The organism is Micromonospora sp. NPDC048898 (assembly GCF_043198035.1).
Taxonomy (GTDB): domain Bacteria; phylum Actinomycetota; class Actinomycetes; order Mycobacteriales; family Micromonosporaceae; genus Micromonospora.
On record NZ_JBICUF010000002.1, the window covers coordinates 71,573 to 88,470 of the forward strand.

General features: G+C 72.4%; 17 protein-coding genes and 2 pseudogenes. 10 read left to right on the plus strand and 9 right to left on the minus strand.

Features of this window, described 5'->3' with window-relative positions; translation table 11 throughout:
- The first annotated feature begins 65 nt into the window (after positions 1 to 65).
- The 3 genes from ACGFIQ_RS07205 to ACGFIQ_RS07215 all read left to right on the plus strand — a co-directional run bounded on the left by ACGFIQ_RS07205 (position 66) and on the right by ACGFIQ_RS07215 (position 4,412).
- The gene (locus ACGFIQ_RS07205; RefSeq protein WP_393240563.1) at positions 66 to 1,640 is read left to right on the plus strand and encodes an FAD-dependent oxidoreductase; all 1,575 of its coding nucleotides are present in this window, start codon (positions 66 to 68) and stop codon (positions 1,638 to 1,640) included.
- Positions 1,641 to 1,870: 230 nt separating this feature from the next.
- Positions 1,871 to 3,490, plus strand: a complete 1,620-nt coding sequence (locus tag ACGFIQ_RS07210; protein ID WP_393240566.1) for a DivIVA domain-containing protein — start codon at positions 1,871 to 1,873, stop codon at positions 3,488 to 3,490.
- Positions 3,491 to 3,680: 190 nt separating this feature from the next.
- Complete coding sequence (locus ACGFIQ_RS07215; protein WP_393240569.1) at positions 3,681 to 4,412, plus strand: class I SAM-dependent methyltransferase; 732 nt, start codon at positions 3,681 to 3,683, stop codon at positions 4,410 to 4,412.
- A 75-nt stretch (positions 4,413 to 4,487) separates the two neighbouring features.
- Here ACGFIQ_RS07215 and ACGFIQ_RS07220 read toward each other — a convergent pair whose 3' ends face one another.
- Positions 4,488 to 4,961 (minus strand): hypothetical protein, encoded by a 474-nt coding sequence (locus tag ACGFIQ_RS07220; protein WP_393240572.1) that lies wholly within the window; start codon positions 4,959 to 4,961, stop codon positions 4,488 to 4,490.
- 228 nt (positions 4,962 to 5,189) lie between these two features.
- Between ACGFIQ_RS07220 and ACGFIQ_RS07225 the strand changes: the two genes are divergently transcribed.
- Entirely contained in the window at positions 5,190 to 6,584 is a 1,395-nt protein-coding gene (locus ACGFIQ_RS07225; RefSeq protein ID WP_393240575.1) for a dihydrolipoyl dehydrogenase family protein, read from the plus strand.
- Positions 6,585 to 6,607: 23 nt separating this feature from the next.
- Here ACGFIQ_RS07225 and ACGFIQ_RS07230 read toward each other — a convergent pair whose 3' ends face one another.
- Both ACGFIQ_RS07230 and ACGFIQ_RS07235 read right to left on the minus strand, forming a co-directional pair.
- Positions 6,608 to 6,991 (minus strand): hypothetical protein, encoded by a 384-nt coding sequence (locus tag ACGFIQ_RS07230; protein ID WP_393242138.1) that lies wholly within the window; start codon positions 6,989 to 6,991, stop codon positions 6,608 to 6,610.
- The gene (locus ACGFIQ_RS07235; RefSeq protein WP_393240577.1) at positions 6,931 to 7,191 is read right to left on the minus strand and encodes a hypothetical protein; all 261 of its coding nucleotides are present in this window, start codon (positions 7,189 to 7,191) and stop codon (positions 6,931 to 6,933) included. Before ACGFIQ_RS07235 ends, ACGFIQ_RS07230 begins: the two co-directional genes overlap by 61 nt.
- Positions 7,192 to 7,412: 221 nt before the next feature.
- On the opposite strand from ACGFIQ_RS07235, the gene ACGFIQ_RS07240 reads away from it, so the two are divergent.
- The 3 genes and pseudogenes from ACGFIQ_RS07240 to ACGFIQ_RS07250 all read left to right on the plus strand — a co-directional run.
- Positions 7,413 to 8,630 (plus strand): helix-turn-helix domain-containing protein, encoded by a 1,218-nt coding sequence (locus ACGFIQ_RS07240; protein ID WP_393240580.1) that lies wholly within the window; start codon positions 7,413 to 7,415, stop codon positions 8,628 to 8,630.
- 9 nt (positions 8,631 to 8,639) lie between these two features.
- The gene (locus tag ACGFIQ_RS07245; RefSeq protein ID WP_393240583.1) at positions 8,640 to 9,176 is read left to right on the plus strand and encodes a GNAT family N-acetyltransferase; all 537 of its coding nucleotides are present in this window, start codon (positions 8,640 to 8,642) and stop codon (positions 9,174 to 9,176) included.
- A 165-nt stretch (positions 9,177 to 9,341) separates the two neighbouring features.
- Positions 9,342 to 9,731, plus strand: a pseudogene (locus tag ACGFIQ_RS07250) (GNAT family N-acetyltransferase); the annotation flags it as partial.
- 33 nt (positions 9,732 to 9,764) lie between these two features.
- Here ACGFIQ_RS07250 and ACGFIQ_RS07255 read toward each other — a convergent pair.
- The 4 genes and pseudogenes from ACGFIQ_RS07255 to ACGFIQ_RS07270 form a co-directional block, all read right to left on the minus strand.
- Positions 9,765 to 9,942, minus strand: a pseudogene (locus tag ACGFIQ_RS07255) (IS630 family transposase); the annotation flags it as partial.
- A 30-nt stretch (positions 9,943 to 9,972) separates the two neighbouring features.
- Positions 9,973 to 10,740 (minus strand): nucleotidyltransferase domain-containing protein, encoded by a 768-nt coding sequence (locus ACGFIQ_RS07260; protein WP_393240586.1) that lies wholly within the window; start codon positions 10,738 to 10,740, stop codon positions 9,973 to 9,975.
- 36 nt (positions 10,741 to 10,776) lie between these two features.
- Positions 10,777 to 12,117: a hypothetical protein gene (locus ACGFIQ_RS07265; protein WP_393240589.1), complete on the minus strand. Its 1,341-nt coding sequence runs from the start codon at positions 12,115 to 12,117 to the stop codon at positions 10,777 to 10,779.
- Positions 12,118 to 12,122: 5 nt separating this feature from the next.
- Positions 12,123 to 12,587, minus strand: coding sequence for a hypothetical protein (locus tag ACGFIQ_RS07270; protein WP_393240592.1), 465 nt, complete (start codon positions 12,585 to 12,587; stop codon positions 12,123 to 12,125).
- A gap of 103 nt (positions 12,588 to 12,690) precedes the next feature.
- On the opposite strand from ACGFIQ_RS07270, the gene ACGFIQ_RS07275 reads away from it, so the two are divergent.
- Positions 12,691 to 13,521 carry a copper resistance protein CopC gene (locus ACGFIQ_RS07275; protein WP_393240594.1) on the plus strand — a complete coding sequence of 277 codons (831 nt, stop codon included), beginning with the start codon at positions 12,691 to 12,693 and terminating at the stop codon, positions 13,519 to 13,521.
- 146 nt (positions 13,522 to 13,667) lie between these two features.
- On the opposite strand, the gene ACGFIQ_RS07280 is transcribed toward ACGFIQ_RS07275, so the two are convergent.
- The gene (locus ACGFIQ_RS07280; protein WP_393242141.1) at positions 13,668 to 14,630 is read right to left on the minus strand and encodes a hypothetical protein; all 963 of its coding nucleotides are present in this window, start codon (positions 14,628 to 14,630) and stop codon (positions 13,668 to 13,670) included.
- A gap of 173 nt (positions 14,631 to 14,803) precedes the next feature.
- On the minus strand, positions 14,804 to 15,190 hold the full coding sequence (locus tag ACGFIQ_RS07285) for a DUF2267 domain-containing protein (protein ID WP_393240597.1): 387 nt from the start codon (positions 15,188 to 15,190) through the stop codon (positions 14,804 to 14,806).
- Positions 15,191 to 15,408: 218 nt separating this feature from the next.
- Here ACGFIQ_RS07285 and ACGFIQ_RS07290 point away from each other — a divergent pair, with 218 nt between their 5' ends.
- The gene (locus tag ACGFIQ_RS07290; protein ID WP_393240600.1) at positions 15,409 to 15,741 is read left to right on the plus strand and encodes a nuclear transport factor 2 family protein; all 333 of its coding nucleotides are present in this window, start codon (positions 15,409 to 15,411) and stop codon (positions 15,739 to 15,741) included.
- Between the two features lie 29 nt (positions 15,742 to 15,770).
- A complete protein-coding gene (locus ACGFIQ_RS07295; RefSeq protein WP_393240603.1) occupies positions 15,771 to 16,607 on the plus strand; it encodes an oxidoreductase in 837 nt (278 codons plus the stop codon).
- Positions 16,608 to 16,898 lie beyond the last annotated feature (291 nt).

The window sequence follows — 16,898 nt, forward strand, 5'->3', positions numbered from 1 at the left end:
ATAGTTGCCACTTTTCCGGCGACGACGGATGGTGGGCTCAGCCGACAGGGTAAGAGGGAGAACCGGTGGACGAGACATACGACGTGGTGGTGGTGGGCGGCGGCGCCGCGGGGCTCAGCGGAGCCCTGGCGCTGAGCCGGGCGCGACGGTCGGTGCTGGTGATCGACGCCGGCGAGCCGCGCAACGCGCCCGCCGGCCACGTGCACAACTACCTGGGGCGCGAGGGGACGCCGCCGGGCGAGCTGTTCGCGGCCGGGCGGGCCGAGGTCGCCGAGTACGGCGGGCAGTTCCGCGCCGGGCTGGTGGAGGCCGTGACCCGCGACGACGACGGTTTCCGGCTCGACCTCGACGACAGCAGCTCGGTGCGGGCCCGTCGACTGCTGGTGGCCACCGGGCTGACCGACGAACTGCCGGACGTGCCCGGGCTGGCCCAGCGGTGGGGGCGCGACGTCCTGCACTGCCCGTACTGCCATGGTTGGGAGGTCCGGGACCGGCGGATCGGCGTCCTGGCCACCGGGCCGCTGGCCACCCACCAGGCCGAGATGTGGCGACAGTGGAGTTCCGACGTGCTGCTCCTGCTGCACGACGCTCCCGCACCGGATGCGGAGACCGCCGAGCGGCTCGCCGCCCGCAGCATCGCGGTGGTGCCGGGTCCGGTCGCCGCCGTGGAGGTGACCGACGACGTGCTGACCGGCGTACGGCTGGCCGACGGGCGGGTGGTGGCGCTGGACGCCGTCGTGGTCGGGACGCGGCTGACTCCCCGCGCCGGCCTGCTGGTCGGGCTGGGCCTCGCTCCGGAGGAGGTGACGATGGGTGAGCACGTGATCGGTGCGCAGATCCCGGCCGACCCCACCGGGGCGACGAGCGTGCCGGGTGTCTGGGTGGCCGGCAACGTCGCCGACATCCGCGGTCAGGTCATCACGTCCGCCGCCGCCGGCCTGACCGCCGGCGCGGCGATCAACGCCGATCTCATCGCCGAGGACACCCGCGTGGCGGTGGCCGCGTACCGGCAGGTGGTGGCCACCGCGTTCGAGGAGCCGGCGTGGGAGGAGCGGTACCGGTCCAAGCCCGCGGTGTGGAGTGGCCAGCCGAACTCACAACTGGTCGCCGAGGTCGCCGACCTGCCCCCGGGGCGCGCGCTGGACGTGGGCAGCGGTGAGGGCGCCGACGCGGTGTGGCTGGCCGAGCGGGGCTGGCGGGTGACGGCGGTGGACATCTCCACCACCGCGTTGAGCCGAGCCAGCGCGCACGCCGACACCGTCGGCGTCGGTGACCGGATCGAGTTCACCCACGCCGACCTGCGCGACAAGCCACCGGCCGAGCAGGCGTACGACCTGGTGTCCGCGCAGTTCATGCACCTGCCCCCGGTGCAGCGGGGCGAGTTGTTCGCCCGGCTGGCCGAGGCGGTGGCGCCCGGTGGCGTCCTGCTGATCGTCGGGCACCACCCGTCGGACCTGTGGACGTCGGCGCGCCGGATGCACATGCCGGACATGATGTTCACCGCGCAGGACGTAGCCGCCACCCTGGACCCGTCCGACTGGGAGGTGCTGGCCGCCGACGCCCGCCCCCGCCCAGCCACCGCCCCGACCGGCGAGCAGATAACCATCCACGACGCGGTCCTGCTGGCCCGCCGCCGCTAGCCCGGTCGAACCGCGTCGATCATGGAGTTGTGGTGCCGGAATGGTGGTGGTCCACGGCCTATGTCACCCACCACAACTCCATGATCGACGCGGGAGCGGAAGGCTGGGCGAGACGTGGTGGGGCGGGACTTCGCATGCGGTCGGCTCGGCGGTAGCGTTGCGCCACACTGACGGCCCGCGGGGCAGGCGACCGCCGACCCTCACGCCCCCGATCGTACGGAGGATGGTGCATGTCCATCGGCGCTGAGCCGCACGCAGCACGCGACGATGCGGCCTCCCGGCCGAGCTTCGAGCTCGCCCTGCGCGGCTATGACAAACGCCAGGTGGATCGGCACCTGGAGCAGCTCGACGGTCAGATCACGATGCTGAGCGGCGAGCACGGTCGCTCCGCGGTCCAGGTCCGTGAGTTGACCGCCGAGGTGCAGCGCCTGCGCACCGAGCTGGCCGAGATGCGGGAGCAACCGGTGCAGGTGGACCGTGCCTCGATCCACGATCTGGGCCCGATGGTCGCCGAGATCATGACGCTCGCCGACAAGCAGGCCGCCATGATCATCGAGTCGGCCAGCGACCGGGCGAACGAACTGCGCAGCGAGTCGGAGCGGATCCTCGCCGACACCCGTGAACGGGCCGCGCAGGCACGGCAGGACCTGTCCGAGGAGTTGGCGACCCGGCGTTCCGAACAGGAGCAGGCGCACGAGGAGCGGCGCACCCTGGCCGAGGCCGAGTTGACCGCGATCCGCGAGCACGCCGAGCAGTTGCGCGCCGACGGTGAGGCCGCACACGAGCGCGCCCAGCACGAGGCGAAACGGATCACCGAGCAGAGCGCCCAGCAGCTCAACCAGACCCGGGTCGCCGCCGACGCGCTGATGAAGTCGGCCCGTACCCAGATCCAGCAGGAACTCCAGTCGGCCCGCTCCAAGAACCAGCAGGAGATGGCCCAGTGGCAGGCCAGCGTGGAGCGGGAGGTCAACGAGCGGCGCACGGCCGCCGAGCAGGACATCGCCGAGCAGCAGGCCGCCGCCGAGCAGGAGCTGGCCGAGCAGCGCAGCGCCACCGAGCAGCAGATCGCCGCGCTGCTGGCCGAGGCGCAGCAGCACGTGACCGAGCTGCGTAACCGGGCCGACGAGCAGGCCGCCACGCACCAGGAGCAGCTCACCGCCCTTCAGCAGGAGATCGCCGAGCGCCGGCAGGAGGCCGAGGAGCTGCACGCCGAGCTGGACACCGCCCGCCAGCAGCTCGCCGAGATCCAGCAGGAGGGCGAGACGCTGGAGAACGAGCTGTCGCGGATGCAGCAGCGGCTCAGCGAGGTCCGCCGGGACCTCACCGCCGAGAACGCCCGGCTGGACGAGGCCCGTCGCGCCGGGGACTCCGCCGAACGGCACGCCAAGGAGGTACGCGCCCGGGTGCAGCGGGAGGCCAAGCGGGTGGCCGACCTCGCCGCCGCCGCGGTCATGGCGGCGGCAGCCGGTGGTCCGGAGACCGCCGAGTACCCGATGGTGGGCACCCGGTCCAGCATCGACCGGCCGAGCGCCGACCGGCCCTTCGTCGACCGGACCGGTCACGGGCGGGCCGACGCCGACCAGTCCGGCGACGAGCAGTCCGTTACCGATCAGCCGAGGGCCGACCGGTCCGGTGCCGAGCCGGCCGACGGCGAACGCTCCGATGGCGAACGCGCCGACGGGCCGACCACTGTGGACGAGCCAGCGGCCGCCCCCACCGACCGGACGACCGCCCCGGAGGGGCACATCCAGGAGCCCGAGCGGATCTTCACCCGGCCGGACGCCCCGACTCCTGTGCCGTTCCTGGCCTTCGGCCAGCCGGTCAGCGAGAACGGCGCGGCCCGGCACTGACGCGGCCACCGTCGTCCCGGGCCCGCAGCGAAGTCGCACGGGCCCGGGACGACCGCCCGGCCGACGGGCACGGATCCGGCGGGCCGCACGTTCGATCTGGTCACCGCCCGCGCTCCCCGCGCGGACGCCCCCGTGTGAAGCGGCGCTCGCCCCCTTGCTCGCCGCACCGTGTGCCAGGTTGGGTAGGCGCATGGCTCTCATTGCCTACGACAACGTGGACGCAGCCGCCTTCCGGGCGTCCCGGCACCTGCGGGACGATGATCTCGGGACCTGGCGTACGGCGATCAGCAGGTACCTCGAGCCCCGCCCCGGGATGCGCCTGCTCGACCTCGGCTGCGGCACCGGCAGTTGGGCGCACGCGTTCCGCACCTGGTGGCCCGAGCTCGGCGTGGTGGCGGTGGACCCCTCGGCGGCCATGCGCGAGCGTGCGGTGTTCCGGCCGGTCGTGCCGGGAGCCGCCGACGACCTGCCGTTGCGGGACGGAAGTGTCGACGGGGTCTGGCTCTCCACCGTGATCCACCATGTTCCCGACCTCCCTGCGGCTGCCCGAGAGATCCGGCGGGTGCTGAAACCGGGCGCGCCGGTGCTGATCCGGTCCGCGTTCGCCGGTCGGCACGAGGCGATCAGCCTGTTCCACTGGTTCCCGGAGGCCGTCGCGGTGCTGGACCGCTACCCGAGCATCGCCGACGTCGAGGCCGCGTTCGCCACCGCCGGGTTCACCATGGCGGGCTGCGAGCCGGTTCCACAGGTGACCGCCCCGTCGGTCGCCGACGCCGCCGCCGGGCTTCGCCGCGAGGCGCACACTCCTCTGCAGCTGATCAGCGACGAGGCGTACGCGGCAGGCGTCGCCCGGTTGAACGATGCCGCGCGAACGCCGTCCGGCCCGGTCGTCGACGCGCTGGACCTGCTGGTGCTCCGCTGAGCCGCACCCCGGCCGCCGATGAACCCAGGATGCCCTTCGGCCAGGCCGGTGCCCTCGTCGGCCGACGGCCCGACCTCACGAGGGAGGTTGGGCCGACCGAGCCAGATAGCTCCGCAGCTCGGCGACCTCCTCGGCGGTGAGGACGGGGGTGAAGTCGAGGTGCTCGCTGGGGTGGATGGCGGTGCCGGAACCGGCCACCGTGACGAACCAGGCACCCTCGTGGCCGAACCAGTGCGCCTGTCCGGCCCGCCCGACGTCGACCAGGTCGTCCGCGCTGGCCGATCCACCGGCCGAGACGATCCGCACCCACTGCCCGTCGCGACCGTAGGGTGGCTGCGGGGTCACCACGTCCAGGTGCTCCTCGGCGATCCGATCCGGCGGCACGCCGAACAGCCGAGCCGCGCCCTCGCGGGCCACCGTGCGCACCTCCCTCGTGCTGCGGGTGACGCCGACCCGCACCTTTCCTTCGGGTCCTTCGACAAGCACCACGTAGGAGCGGTCCGGCTCATGGCGGACCCGTGCCCGGACCTGAAGCGGGATGTCACCCATCCAACGATGATCCCTTACCGTGGCCGACCAGCGGTGATCACGTGATGAAAAGTAGGTTGTAGAAGGTCCGGAGACCTACTTTTCATCACACGTTCAAGGCACGGCGGTGGCCGGGCTGAGATTCTGCCCGGAACCGGGTCGCCGGTCTCCCCGCAACTGGCAGGCTGGGCTGGCCGCCGCGCACCAGCGGCGGCCGCCGGCCTGCCCGGTGACCGAGAGGAGCGCCCGGTGACCGACCGACCTGAGGAGTTCGACCTGCTCGTCGTGGGCGGCGGCAAGGCCGGAAAGACGTTGAGCATGGACGTCGCCCGCTCCGGGCAGCGGGTCGCCATGGTCGAACGCGGCATGATCGGCGGCAGCTGCATCAACGTCGCGTGCATTCCGACGAAGGCCCTGGTGACCAGCGCTCGGGCGGCCCGCCTGCTGCGCGACGCGTCCGCGCTCGGCCTGAGCGTGCAGGGCGGACGGGTCGACGTGGACCTGCTGCGCGCGCACAAGCAGGACGTCGTCGAGGGGATGGTGGCCGCCAACCGGCAGCAGTTCCTCGACTCCGGCCTGCACCTGGTGATCGGCGAGGCCCGGTTCGTCGGCCCCCGGACCGTACGGGTGTCGCTCGCCGACGGTGCTGAGCGGCTGCTGCGCGGCGACGACGTGGTGATCAACACGGGTACGCGTCCGCATCTGCCGTCCGTGCCCGGGATGGCCGAGGCCGGGGTGCTGACCAGCGACGAGCTGCTGCGCCTGGACCGGTTGCCGGCCCGGCTGGTGGTGCTCGGCGGCGGCACTGTCGGGGTGGAGTTCGCGCAGATGTTCGCGTCGTTCGGCAGCGCGGTGACGCTTGTCGAGGGCGGACCCCGGCTGCTCCCCCGCGAGGACCCGGACCTGAGTGACGCGGTGCTGCGGGTCTTCCTCGACGACGGCATCGACGTCCGCGTCGGCATCGCCGTCGCCCGCGTCGACCGTGACGTGGACGGCACCCTCCGGGTGACACTCGACGACGGCAGCCTGGTGACCGGGGACGACGTGCTGGTGGCGGCCGGGCGGGAACCAGTCACCGACGGGCTCGGCCTGGACGTGGCCGGCGTACGCCTCGACGAGCGCGGCTTCGTGCAGGTCGACGAGCACCTGCGCACCAGCGCCGAGCGGACCTGGGCGGCCGGCGACGTCGCCGGCAGTCCTCAGTTCACCCACGTCTCGCTGGACGACTACCGGATCATCCGGGCGAACCTGGCGGGAGGACAGCGCAGCACCGCCGACCGGCTCATCCCGTACACCGTCTTCACCACCCCGGAGCTGGCCCGGGTCGGGCTGACCGAAACCGAGGCGCGCCGCGCCGGGTACGACATCGAGGTGGCCCACCTGCCGGTCGCCGCGATCCCCCGGGCGCGCACCCTGCGCCAGACCCAGGGCATGTGGAAGGCGGTCATCGACACCAGCACCGACCGGATCCTCGGCGCGGCGCTGCTCGGCGCCGAGGCCGGCGAGGTGATCACCTCGGTGCAGTTGGCCATGCTCGCCGGGATGCCGTGGACCGCCCTGCGCGACGCGGTCATCACCCACCCGACCATGACGGAGGGGCTCAACCTGCTCTTCGCCTCGCTCAAGCCCCGCCCGGTCCGCTGACCCCGCGCCCTCCGTCGGAGCGCTCACACAGCTTGCCTATCCGGCGGCCTGGCCCTTCGAGCCCAGCCCACGAAACGGTCGAACAACTCGCGCGGGCTGGGTCCGTTCGACGGGTCCAGATGGTGGATGTCCTGGGCGGCCTCGCAGAACATGCTGGCCAGATAGATGGTCAACCCCGACGGGTTGCCGTCGAACTCGGCCGCGAGCCGCAGCCGTGCCTCGCGGCAGGGCCAGTGTTGTCCGTCTGCCCGGCAAGACCACAGGGGGCGCAGCGGGGTGTGCGGCGTTTCGCCGTCCGCCGCCGGGCCATCGGGCTGCCGGCCAGACGGGTGTACGGGTCGAGCGCTCACCGCTGACCGGCGAGGTTCGCCCGGATGGCCGAGGCGAGCACCTGGTGCTCGAAGCAGGATCCGGTGCCGCAGTCAGGTGGGTCGTGCCGCACGCACGCGTGGCCCTGGACCCACACCCGGCCGCTGATCTCGTCCGGGCGAATGGCCACGACGGTCACCAGTTCGTCCCGCCGCGCGGGCGTGGTGGGCTCGGGGAACCACTCCCCGGCCAGCAGGAACAGCTTCGTTCCGGCGGGGACCTCGCTTGATCGGCACATTGCGTCCACCCCAAGAGTTGCGTGGTGGCCGACAAGAACACAAATCCCGGCGGCCGCCACAATCAGCGGCTACGACAGATCACGCCCCGTCCGGCAGCCATCCGCCGCGCCCATTCGCGCCGACCGAAGATCGACCGGCTTGGGTAGCGTGGCCGCTACGCTGAGCGTGTGGCAGCCGTGAGCAGTGGGCCCACACGGCAGCACACACGCCGGAGGGTGACATGGACGGTTTCGGCAACACCCTCAGGCAACGCCGCAAGGCTGCCGGTTGGTCACTACGGAAGTTCGCCGAGCTGACGGCGTACGACTTCGGCTACCTCGGGCAGATCGAACGCGGCGACCGACCCGCCAATGCCCTGGTGGTGGCCGCCTACGACCGCGCGTTGTCGGCTGGCGGCGCACTGGAAACGGAGTACGCGACAAGGCCGCCAGGCGACCGGGACATGGGCAGAAGGACGATCCTCCAGGCGGTGGGCGCGCTCGCTGCGGCGCCCGCCGTGGATCGGCTCGTCGACTGGGAAACCCTGCGGCAGGGACTCGGCGCCGCCGCCGATCTCGACTTCGACGAGTGGGCTGAGATCGTCGCAGACTACGGCCGCGGCTACTACCGTCGTCCACACGACGAGCTTGTGACCCAGCTTGGGCGGGACCTGACCGTGTTGCGGCACCAGATCGCCGCCGATCGTGGCCACCACCGACCACTGCTGCTCCGCGCCGCTGCCCGCCTGGCGGTCATCGTGGCGCTCCGCCTGAACGCGTCTGGGCAGGCCGTGCTCGCCGGCAGGTGGCGGGCGAGCGCGCACCGCTTCGCCGACGCGTCCGGCGACGTGGAGACCCGGGTCCTCACCCGGGCCTGGGACGTGGTGAACGGTTGTTACGACGGCCGGACGCCGGCCAGCGTGGTGGCGCTGGCCGACGATGTCCTACCACTGATCGACGGCAGGTCTTCGGCAGCTATCTGTGGGCTGCTCGCCGGCCGGGCGCAGGCACTTTCGCTGGCTGGTCGACATGCGGACGCGGTGGCCTCCGTACGGGCCCTCGCCGAGCAGGTGGAAGCTCTGCCCGCCGCCGTCACCGCCGAGGTGGAGTCGCTGTGGGGGTGGCCGGAGCACCGGCTGCGGCACACCGAGTCGTGGGTGTACACCCACGCCGGTGAGCAGCGGGCGGCTGCGGTCGCACAGCAGCGCGCCCTGGAGCTGTACCCGCCGTCGCAGCAGCGGCTACGCACGCAGGTGCAACTGCACCAGGCGGCGGCGTTGTGCCGCAGTGGGTCCATCCCCGACGGGCTGCGCCTCGCGGCGGACCTGCTCGACCACCTGCCCGCCGAACAGCACAACGAGATCGTCCGGGCAGTCGCACGACAGGTTGCCGATGCCGTCCCCGAGACCGAGCGGCACCGCCCGGTGTACGGCGAGCTGATGGAGCGGGTGCGCGGCTAGCATCCGGGCATGGCCCTGACCTACGCGACAAGCCACGGCCACGACGCGGCCCGCTTCTTCGGGCCGCTTGTCGACCTGTACGAATGTGTCTACGCCGAGCCGCCGTACGAGGAGGGCCCGGACCAGGTGGCCCGTTTCCGCGACAACCTCCCCGGCGAGGCCGGCCGACCCGGTTTCACCCTCGTCACCGTCACCGAAGGCGCCTCCCTGGTCGGTGCGGCCTACGGATGGACCATGTCGGCCGGTAACTGGTGGTCCCGAGCCGCCACCGAACCGCCCGCGCGGATCCGTGCGGCGCCGAAGTTGGCGGTCCTGGAGTGGATCGTCCACCCGCTGCGCCGTGGCGAGGGAGTCGGCGCGGAGCTGATGCGCCGACTGCTCGCCGACCGGCCGGAGCGGTACGCCACTCTCGCCTCCGACCCCCGCTCCCGGGCACGGGAGATCTACGCGCGCAACGGGTGGCGGCAGGTCGGTACGTCGGTCCTGCCGTGGGGGCCGCCCATGGATCTGCTCGTCCGCGACCTCGACCCGACGCCGGTCCGCTGAGCGTCGCACGGCCCGCTGCGCGTGGCATATTTGATCAAGCGCATATGCCCACTATGGCAGGGACTGTCGACGGCAGGGCCCCGGTCGTTCAGGCTGCGTCGGAGAGCGGGCTGTTCCGCAGCGCGAGAGACGCTCCTGCCGCATAGGCCGTCCTACCATCACGGCATGAAGATCGTCGTGGATGACCTGTCCGGGCCCAAGATCAAGGCGCTTTTGCAGGAGCACCTCGATGAAATGCGAGCGGTCAGCTCGCCCGAGAGTAAGCATGCCCTTGACCTCGACGGGCTGCGCCAGCCCGCAGTGACCTTCTGGTCAGTCTACGACGGTGACGAACTCGTGGGCTGTGGAGCTCTCAAGAAGCTGGACGACACGAGCGCTGAACTCAAGTCGATGCGGACCACCCGGACCGCGAAGCGGCGGGGAGTGGCCTCCGCGCTTCTCCAACACGTCTTGGCAGAGGCCCGCCAGCGCGGCTTCACCCGGCTATATCTGGAGACCGGCGCGGATGACCATTTCGCGCCGGCGCGGGCGCTCTACGCGAAGTACGGATTCACCCCATGCGAGCCGTTCGCCGACTACCCAGAGGACCCGAACAGCGTCCATATGACCAGAGTCTTGTAGTCGAGGCTGTCACAGGGCCTGATGTGCAGGCGGCTTTCCTGCGGGGGCGGCCCCAGCCTGAATCGTGCTTGCCCCGGCGGACGAGTTGTTGCAGCTTACGGCCTTCTTCCTGCGTCAACCGCCGTGCCCGTACCGGCTCGGACAACCCGCCACCCCACTATCGATGGCCAACGCCCTAGCCGGCGATCTCGTCGCGTACCCGTTGTTGGAAGGCACGGGCCTGTGCCCCGGTGGGCGGGGGGCCGCCGTGGCGTGCGGCGACCGCCCGGCCGATCACCTCGGCCGGGTCGCTGGCGTCGATCAGCCGTTGACCGGCCGCGACCTTGGCCAGCCAGACGCCGTCGCGGTGGCGCACCAGCGACCGGCAGGCGCCGAGCACGGCGTCCTCCGTGCCGGGCGCGGGCCTGTCGTCCGGTGGGGTCGGCAGGGCCAGCCACCAGGACAGCGCGTCGACGAGCAGGCGGCGCAGGTCGGCCGGGGCGAGGTCGGCGAAGGTGTCCCCCGCCGGCGGGCCGAGCAGCGGCAGCCCGCTCTGGTGCAGGATGCTGCGGTCCAGCCCGTACCAGAAGCGGCCGTCGCCGACCGGCCGGTCGGCGGGGTCGAGGGTGCACCGGAACGGCATGCCGGACCCGGTGTTCAGCTCGACCTCGAAGCCCGGCTCGGGGGTGCCGGAGGCGGCCACGTCCCGCCGGTACGCGACAAGTTCCAGCCCGCGCGCCGGGCAGGGCAGGGCCTCGTGCCGTAGCCGCGCCACCAACGTCCGCTTGGCGGCGTCGGTGAGCGGTCCGGCGCTGACCAACGCCACGTCCACGTCGCTGCGGCCGGCCTGGTACGCGCCGAGCCCCACCGAGCCGGCCGCGTACGCGCCGACCAGGTCGGCCCCGAGCACCTCCCGGGCGGCGGCGACCAGGTCGTCCAGGTAGTGCTGAAGTGCGGAGTCCACGGGCCATCATGGCGCACGGGTCGGAGCCGGGCGGGACTACCCCGCGTAGAGCAGCAGTAGGCCGGCGACGGTGTAGGCGACCATCAGGGCCAGCAGCGGGAGCTGACCGGCCACCGCCCGGGCCCGGGGGAACAGGTACAGGGCGCGGTCGTGGGCGAGCAGTGTGCCGACCAGGTGTCCGAGGACGATGACGGTGATCTGGAGGCTGGCCACCCCGGAGGGCGTGACCAGCCCGGTGTGCGGCTCCCAGTCGGCGGTGCCGAGCCAGTTGGCGCCGGTGCCCAGCGGGTCGGAGAGCAACGCGACGGTGCGTTGACCTTCCAGGATCAGCAGCGAGTAGTAGTGCGCCACCACGTAGCCCACCGCGATCGGCACGATCGAGTGGGCGATCTCGCCGGGCACCGCTCGGGCGTCGGCCGGGTCGGCCCCGCCGATGCGGGCCGCGGCCGCGGTGGCGAGCAGGTACGCCACCGCGACGGCGGCGATGACCATTACCAGTCCGCCGCTGCCGGTGACCGCCGGGTGCAGGCCGTTCTCCTGGCCGAAGCGCAACCAACCCGGCGCGTTGGAGAGGCTGTCGTACATCGTCGAGCCCAGCAGCACGATCACCACGGCGACCAGCCCGGGGCGGGGCCGCAGGCCGGCGATCCCGTCGAGCGGGTTGCGCCAGACCAGTACGCCGTCGGCGGCACGGCCGATCGGGGCGAGCTGACCGACCAGGGTGCTGTACACCTCGAAGGGGTCGGCGCGGTCGAACCAGCCGGCGCCGAACAGGGCCGCCCCGATCAGCATGACCGACGCGTACGCGGCGAGCCAGGCGGTGATGACCGGCAGGGTGGCCCGTTCGGGTGCGACAAGTTCCAGCCAGACGAACCCGAACAGCGTGGCGGCACCCGGCCACAGCCCCACACCGGCTGGCAGCTCCCGAAGCCCACGCTCCGGGTCGCGGCGCGCCGCCAGGGCGACGAGCAGATGCACCGTACGCAGCGGGTTGAGCGCCCGCCAGACCGGGCCGAGCAGCAGTGACAGTGGGGCCAGCCCGACCCAGAGCAGCACGTAGAGCGCGCCGGCGCTCGGGTTGTCCGCGGTGTCCGGCCCACCCAGCAGACCCAGGCAGAACCAGACCGTGGCGAGCAGGCCGAGCCCGCGCAGCGTCCACCGGAACGTGGGTGCGTCGACGAGCAAGGCAAGTCGTCGCGGCACCGGGTGGCCGCCAGTCGCGTCCCGGTCGAGTCGGGGTTCGCGCCAGAGCAGGCCCAGCGCGAGGAACGTGACGACGAGGGTCAGCGCGGCGGCAACGACCAGCTGCGGCAGGGTGATCGGCAGGTCCTGGCGGCCACCGACGCCGTGTGCCAGCAGCGTTGCGGGGTCGCTCATCTCGCTCAGCGGACGACGAGCTGGAACAGCACCAGCTCGGTCTCGTGCGTCTCCACCTCGAACAGACCGGTCTTGTCGGCCCGGAACTCCACCGAGCCGGGCTGGCCGGCCGGCAGTCGAGCGCCCAGGTCGTAGCCGTGCAGGTGCAGCTCGTCCGACACGTCCGAGGTAACGGTGATCCGGACCAGCTGTCCCTTACCCACGGTGATCCGGCCGGTCGGCGGACTGATCCGCCGCTTGGCGATCGTCACGACGATCTCGCGGTCCACCGCCGGTGCGCTGGGTGACGGGCTGGCCGTCGGGGTGGGCGCGGTGGTGGCGGCGCTCGGTGGGGCGGCGGACGTGGTCGGCGCGGTGGGGGTGGCCGCGGACGGGTCGTCGTCGTGCCCGCAACCGGCGACGAGCAGGGCGGTGAGGACACCGGCGGTGAGCGCGGCAGCGGCGCGGGGGGTGGGGGTGCGGACGAACACGGGCGGGCTCCGAACGACGCGAGGGGGACGGGTGGCGAGGTGATCGTCGGGGAGGAGAACTCTACGTCTTGTTCGACGGCTGCGACATGACCATGATGGACGAATGCGATCGAGGTCGGTCACTGCGTGTAACACCCTGGGCCGTGCCGTGGCGGCGTTGGCCGCGACGCTCGTGGTGTCGCTGCTGCTGCCCGCCGCCCCGGCGTCCGCGCACGGCCAGTTGGCAACCTCCACCCCGTTGACCGGCACCGTCGTGCGCGAGCCGCTGACCCAACTGGCCCTGTACTTCACCGAGAAGCCGGCCGCGAACGCGCACTTCACCATCACCGGGCCGAACGGCTCACGGGTGGACAGCGGTTGGTCCTCTGGCGAGCCGAAGCGGCTGGACAAGCCGGTCACGGAATACTTCAAGGTCAACGGCGTGTTCGAGCCACGGCTCTACCACACCGGTTTCCCGGCCCTGGTGACCGTCGCGCACTGGCCAGCGAAGGGCCGCTACACCGCCAACTACCTCTCCGTCGCCTCCGACGGCGAGACGGTCCGCGGCACCGTCACCTTCGACTACCAGGGGCGCAGCACGGCCGCGCCGGCCGGCTGGACGGCGCCCACGGCGGGGCCGGATCCGGCGCTGCTGGCCCAGGCCGAGGGCGAGGGATCGGCCGCCCCGGCGGCGACCGACAGCCCGGTGGCCCCGACCGGCGCTCCGCCCGCCGCCAGCGAGGAGCGGTCCGGCGGGTTCCCGGCCTGGCTGGTCCCGGCCCTGATCGTCGTCGTGGTCTCCGCGATCGTGCTGGTGGCGGCGCGCCGTCGACCCGCCGCGCGCGCAGCCACCACGCCGAACCGTCGGCCCGCCGGCTCGGCGGGTAAGGGCGGCACCCCGGCCCGCAGGCCGGGCAATCGATCCGGCGGTCCGGTCCGACGCGGACGGCGGTAGGCGGGAGGATTGCGCTGTTCTTCAATGCGCTGGGCGGCCGCCTGCTCCGCCCAACCACGTCGACAGCGGCTCCAGATTCCGTCCTACGGATCAGCGCATGGCATTGACCAGGCCCAGCTGCGCCCGGGCCGGAGCGCCCCGCTCGTTCAGCGCAACAGCACCGGCCGGTTGCCCCGGGCGCCGACGAGCTGACCGTGGACGTTGATGTCCTCGATCACGTCGCTCTCCAGCACGCCCCGGGTGGTCAGGTCGGTCATCACCCCGTCGCGCCAGAGAAACGGCTGCCACTGCGTGGTGGTGGTGCTCCGGCCCACCACCACGCCCCGGTCGTTGATCGCGGTGGCCCGGCTCCAGTCGCCGCCGAGGGTGCCCAGGTCGGTAAGTGTCCCGTCCTGCCAGCGGAAGGCCCGCCCGTTGGCCGCGCCCACGACCTGGCCCCGGTTGTTGACGCCGACGGCCTCGCTGCCGATCTGGGTGAGCACGCCGTCGCGCAGGCGACCGCCGACACAGGTGCACGGATAGTCCTGCGGCGGCACGTTCCATCCGCCCACCACGTCACCGGCGTTGTTGAAGTCGGCGGTGAACTCGTAGAAGTACTGCTGACCCAGGTCGGTGAAGGTGCCGTCGCGCCACAGGAACCGGTGCGGCATGTCGCCGGCGGGCTCGCTGGTGCCGAGCACCTGCCGCCGGTCGTTGACGCCGATCGCCACGCTGTTCTCCCCGCCCAGGGTGCCCAGGTCGAGGAGGTGACCGTCACGCCAGAGCACCGCCCGGGTCAGGTAGTCGGGACCGAACGAGGTGATCGCCACGTCGCCGAACTCGTTGACGTCCACGGCGGCGGAATCCGTGTCACCCGGCAGCACGCCGAGGTCGCTGATGACGCCGTGGCGCCAGCGCACGGCGTGCCGGGCCCCGCTGGCGACGGTGCTCCAGCCGACGATGTCGCCGCGGTCGTTCATCGCCGTCGCGGCGCCGTCTCCCCCGCTCAGCGTGCCGAGGTCGACGACCTGGTAGGTGCGCGGGGACGCGGCGGCGGGAACGGGGGCAAGGGTGGTCAGGGCGACGACCGTCGTCGTCGCGACGGTCAGCAGGGAACGTGGGGACAGCACGGACGCCAAGGGGACGCTCCTCGCATCGGAGCGGCGAAGGCCCGCGGACGGGCGCGACCGGACCTCACCACTGCGCGTTCAAACGGTCACGCACAGTAGAGCCGGCATGGCGCCCGGCACGCCAGGGACCGAACGGTCATCGATACCTGGGCGTCCGGCCGTGCACGCGTGGGTCAGGGGCCGTGCGGCAGTGGCTGGGCCAGCGCCCGCAGATCCGACGGGAGTTGGGCCAGGGCGTCCTCGAACTCCCGGTGCCCGACCACCCGGTGCATCGTCTGCAGGACGGCCCGGGCACCCCGCTCGGCGGCGGGTCGGTCGATCCCGGCGCGGTCGGCCACCCGGCGCAGAAACTCGTCGTAGCCGAACGCCTCGGGCGGCTCCGCGGCCTTGACCAGCAGTGGGCTCAGCTCGTCGGCCAGGTGGGGGGCCAGCGCGCCCGCCTCACCACCGCTGAGGCGCTCGGTGAGGGTCCGCAGAACAGCCTCGGTCAGTGGGCGCGCCTGCTCCGGCGGAATGCCCGCCCGCGCGGCAACCTTGTCGACGAACCCCAGCTCGGCCATGCCCCCGCCCTTCACTTCGGAAAGGCGTGCCTACCCCGGCCGACCGGTGACAAACCCCGCCCGCCGACCTGGACGCCCACCGGCGCCACGGCCGGTGAGCCCTCGTCGCGCGCCCGCTCGATCGTTCTGTTCGTTGCACCGCGCGGGGCGGTCCCCTTCTCGTACGGTGAGGTCGGACCGGGAACCCGACGGCGGCCCGTGTGCCACAGGAGGAGCAGATGGCGGTGGACCTACCCGACGTGCTCGACAGGTACTTCCGGGCCATCAACGACCGGGACCTGGATGCCTTCGTCGCCTGCTTCGCGGACACCGCGAGCGTTGCCGACGAGGACCGACTCTACGACGGACGGGCCTCCATCCGCGCCTGGCGACAGAAGACGATGGATGCCTACTCGTACACCGCCGAGCCGGTGCGGGCCACACCGCAGGCGGGCGACTCGTACCTGGTCCTCACCCGCGTGTCCGGCGACTTCCCCGGCAGCCCGATCGAGCTGCGCTACCGGTTCACCCTGCGCGACGACCTGATCGGCGCTCTGGACATCCGCCCGTAGCGCCCGCCCACCCGCCAGGAGGAGACCACGTGCCGCGAGTCTGGCTCATCACCGGTTGTTCCCGGGGTCTCGGTCGGGCGCTCGCCGAGGCCGTGCTGGCCGACGGCGACCACCTGGTCGCCACCGCCCGCGACCCGGCCCAGCTCGACGCCCTGCGCGACAGGTACGGCGACCAGGTCAGGACGGTGGCCCTCGACGTCACCGACGCCGCGGCCGCGCACACCGTCGCCCGAACCACCGTGGACACGTTCGGCAGCCTGGACATCCTCGTCAACAACGCCGGGTACGCCGACGTCGCCGCGATCGAGGACATGCCGGAGGACAACTTCCGGGCCCAGATCGAGGCCAACTTCTACGGGGTGGTCAATCTCTCCCGCGCGGCCCTGCCCGCGATGCGCGACCAGGGGCACGGGCACATCCTGCAGATCTCCAGCGTGGGCAGCCGGGTCGCCAGCACCGGCCTGGGCGCGTACCAGTCCGCCAAGTGGGCGGTCAGCGGCTTCTCCGGTGTGCTCGCCAAGGAGGTCGAGGGGTTCGGGATCCGGGTCACCAGCGTCGAGCCGGGCGCGTTGCGGACCGACTGGGCCGGCTCGTCGATGAGTATGTTGCCGATCAGCGACCCGTACCGGCCGGTCATCGATCCGGCCGTGCAGCGGCTGCGCCAGGCCAGCGGCAACCAACCGGGCGACCCGGCCCGTGCCGCCCAGGCGATCATCCGGATCACCCAGGTCGACGACCCGCCCCTGCGGCTGCTGCTCGGCGCCGACGCCGTGGCGGGCGCCACGGCCGCCGCCGAGGCCCTGGCCGCGTCCGACGCGCGGTGGCGCGAGCTGAGCGAGTCCATCGCCTTCGACCCGACCCCCTGACCGACACGGCCCTCCGACCCACGCGGCCGTGCAACCGGCGCGACCGTGCAACCGATACGGCCGTGCAACCGACGCGACCCCGGATTGACACCCGGCTCACCGACCCACGCGGCGACCGGGCCGGGGTACGGGCCGGTGTGTCCGTGCGTCGCCGGATCGACCGCCGAACGGGCGGGACGGCCATTGGGCCAACAGGTGACATGATGTGTGAACAAACAGCTGTCGCTAGGAGAAGGGTTGCTGCTGCCCGATGGCGCACTTCGCGGCTCGCACGTCCACCGCACCCGGGTC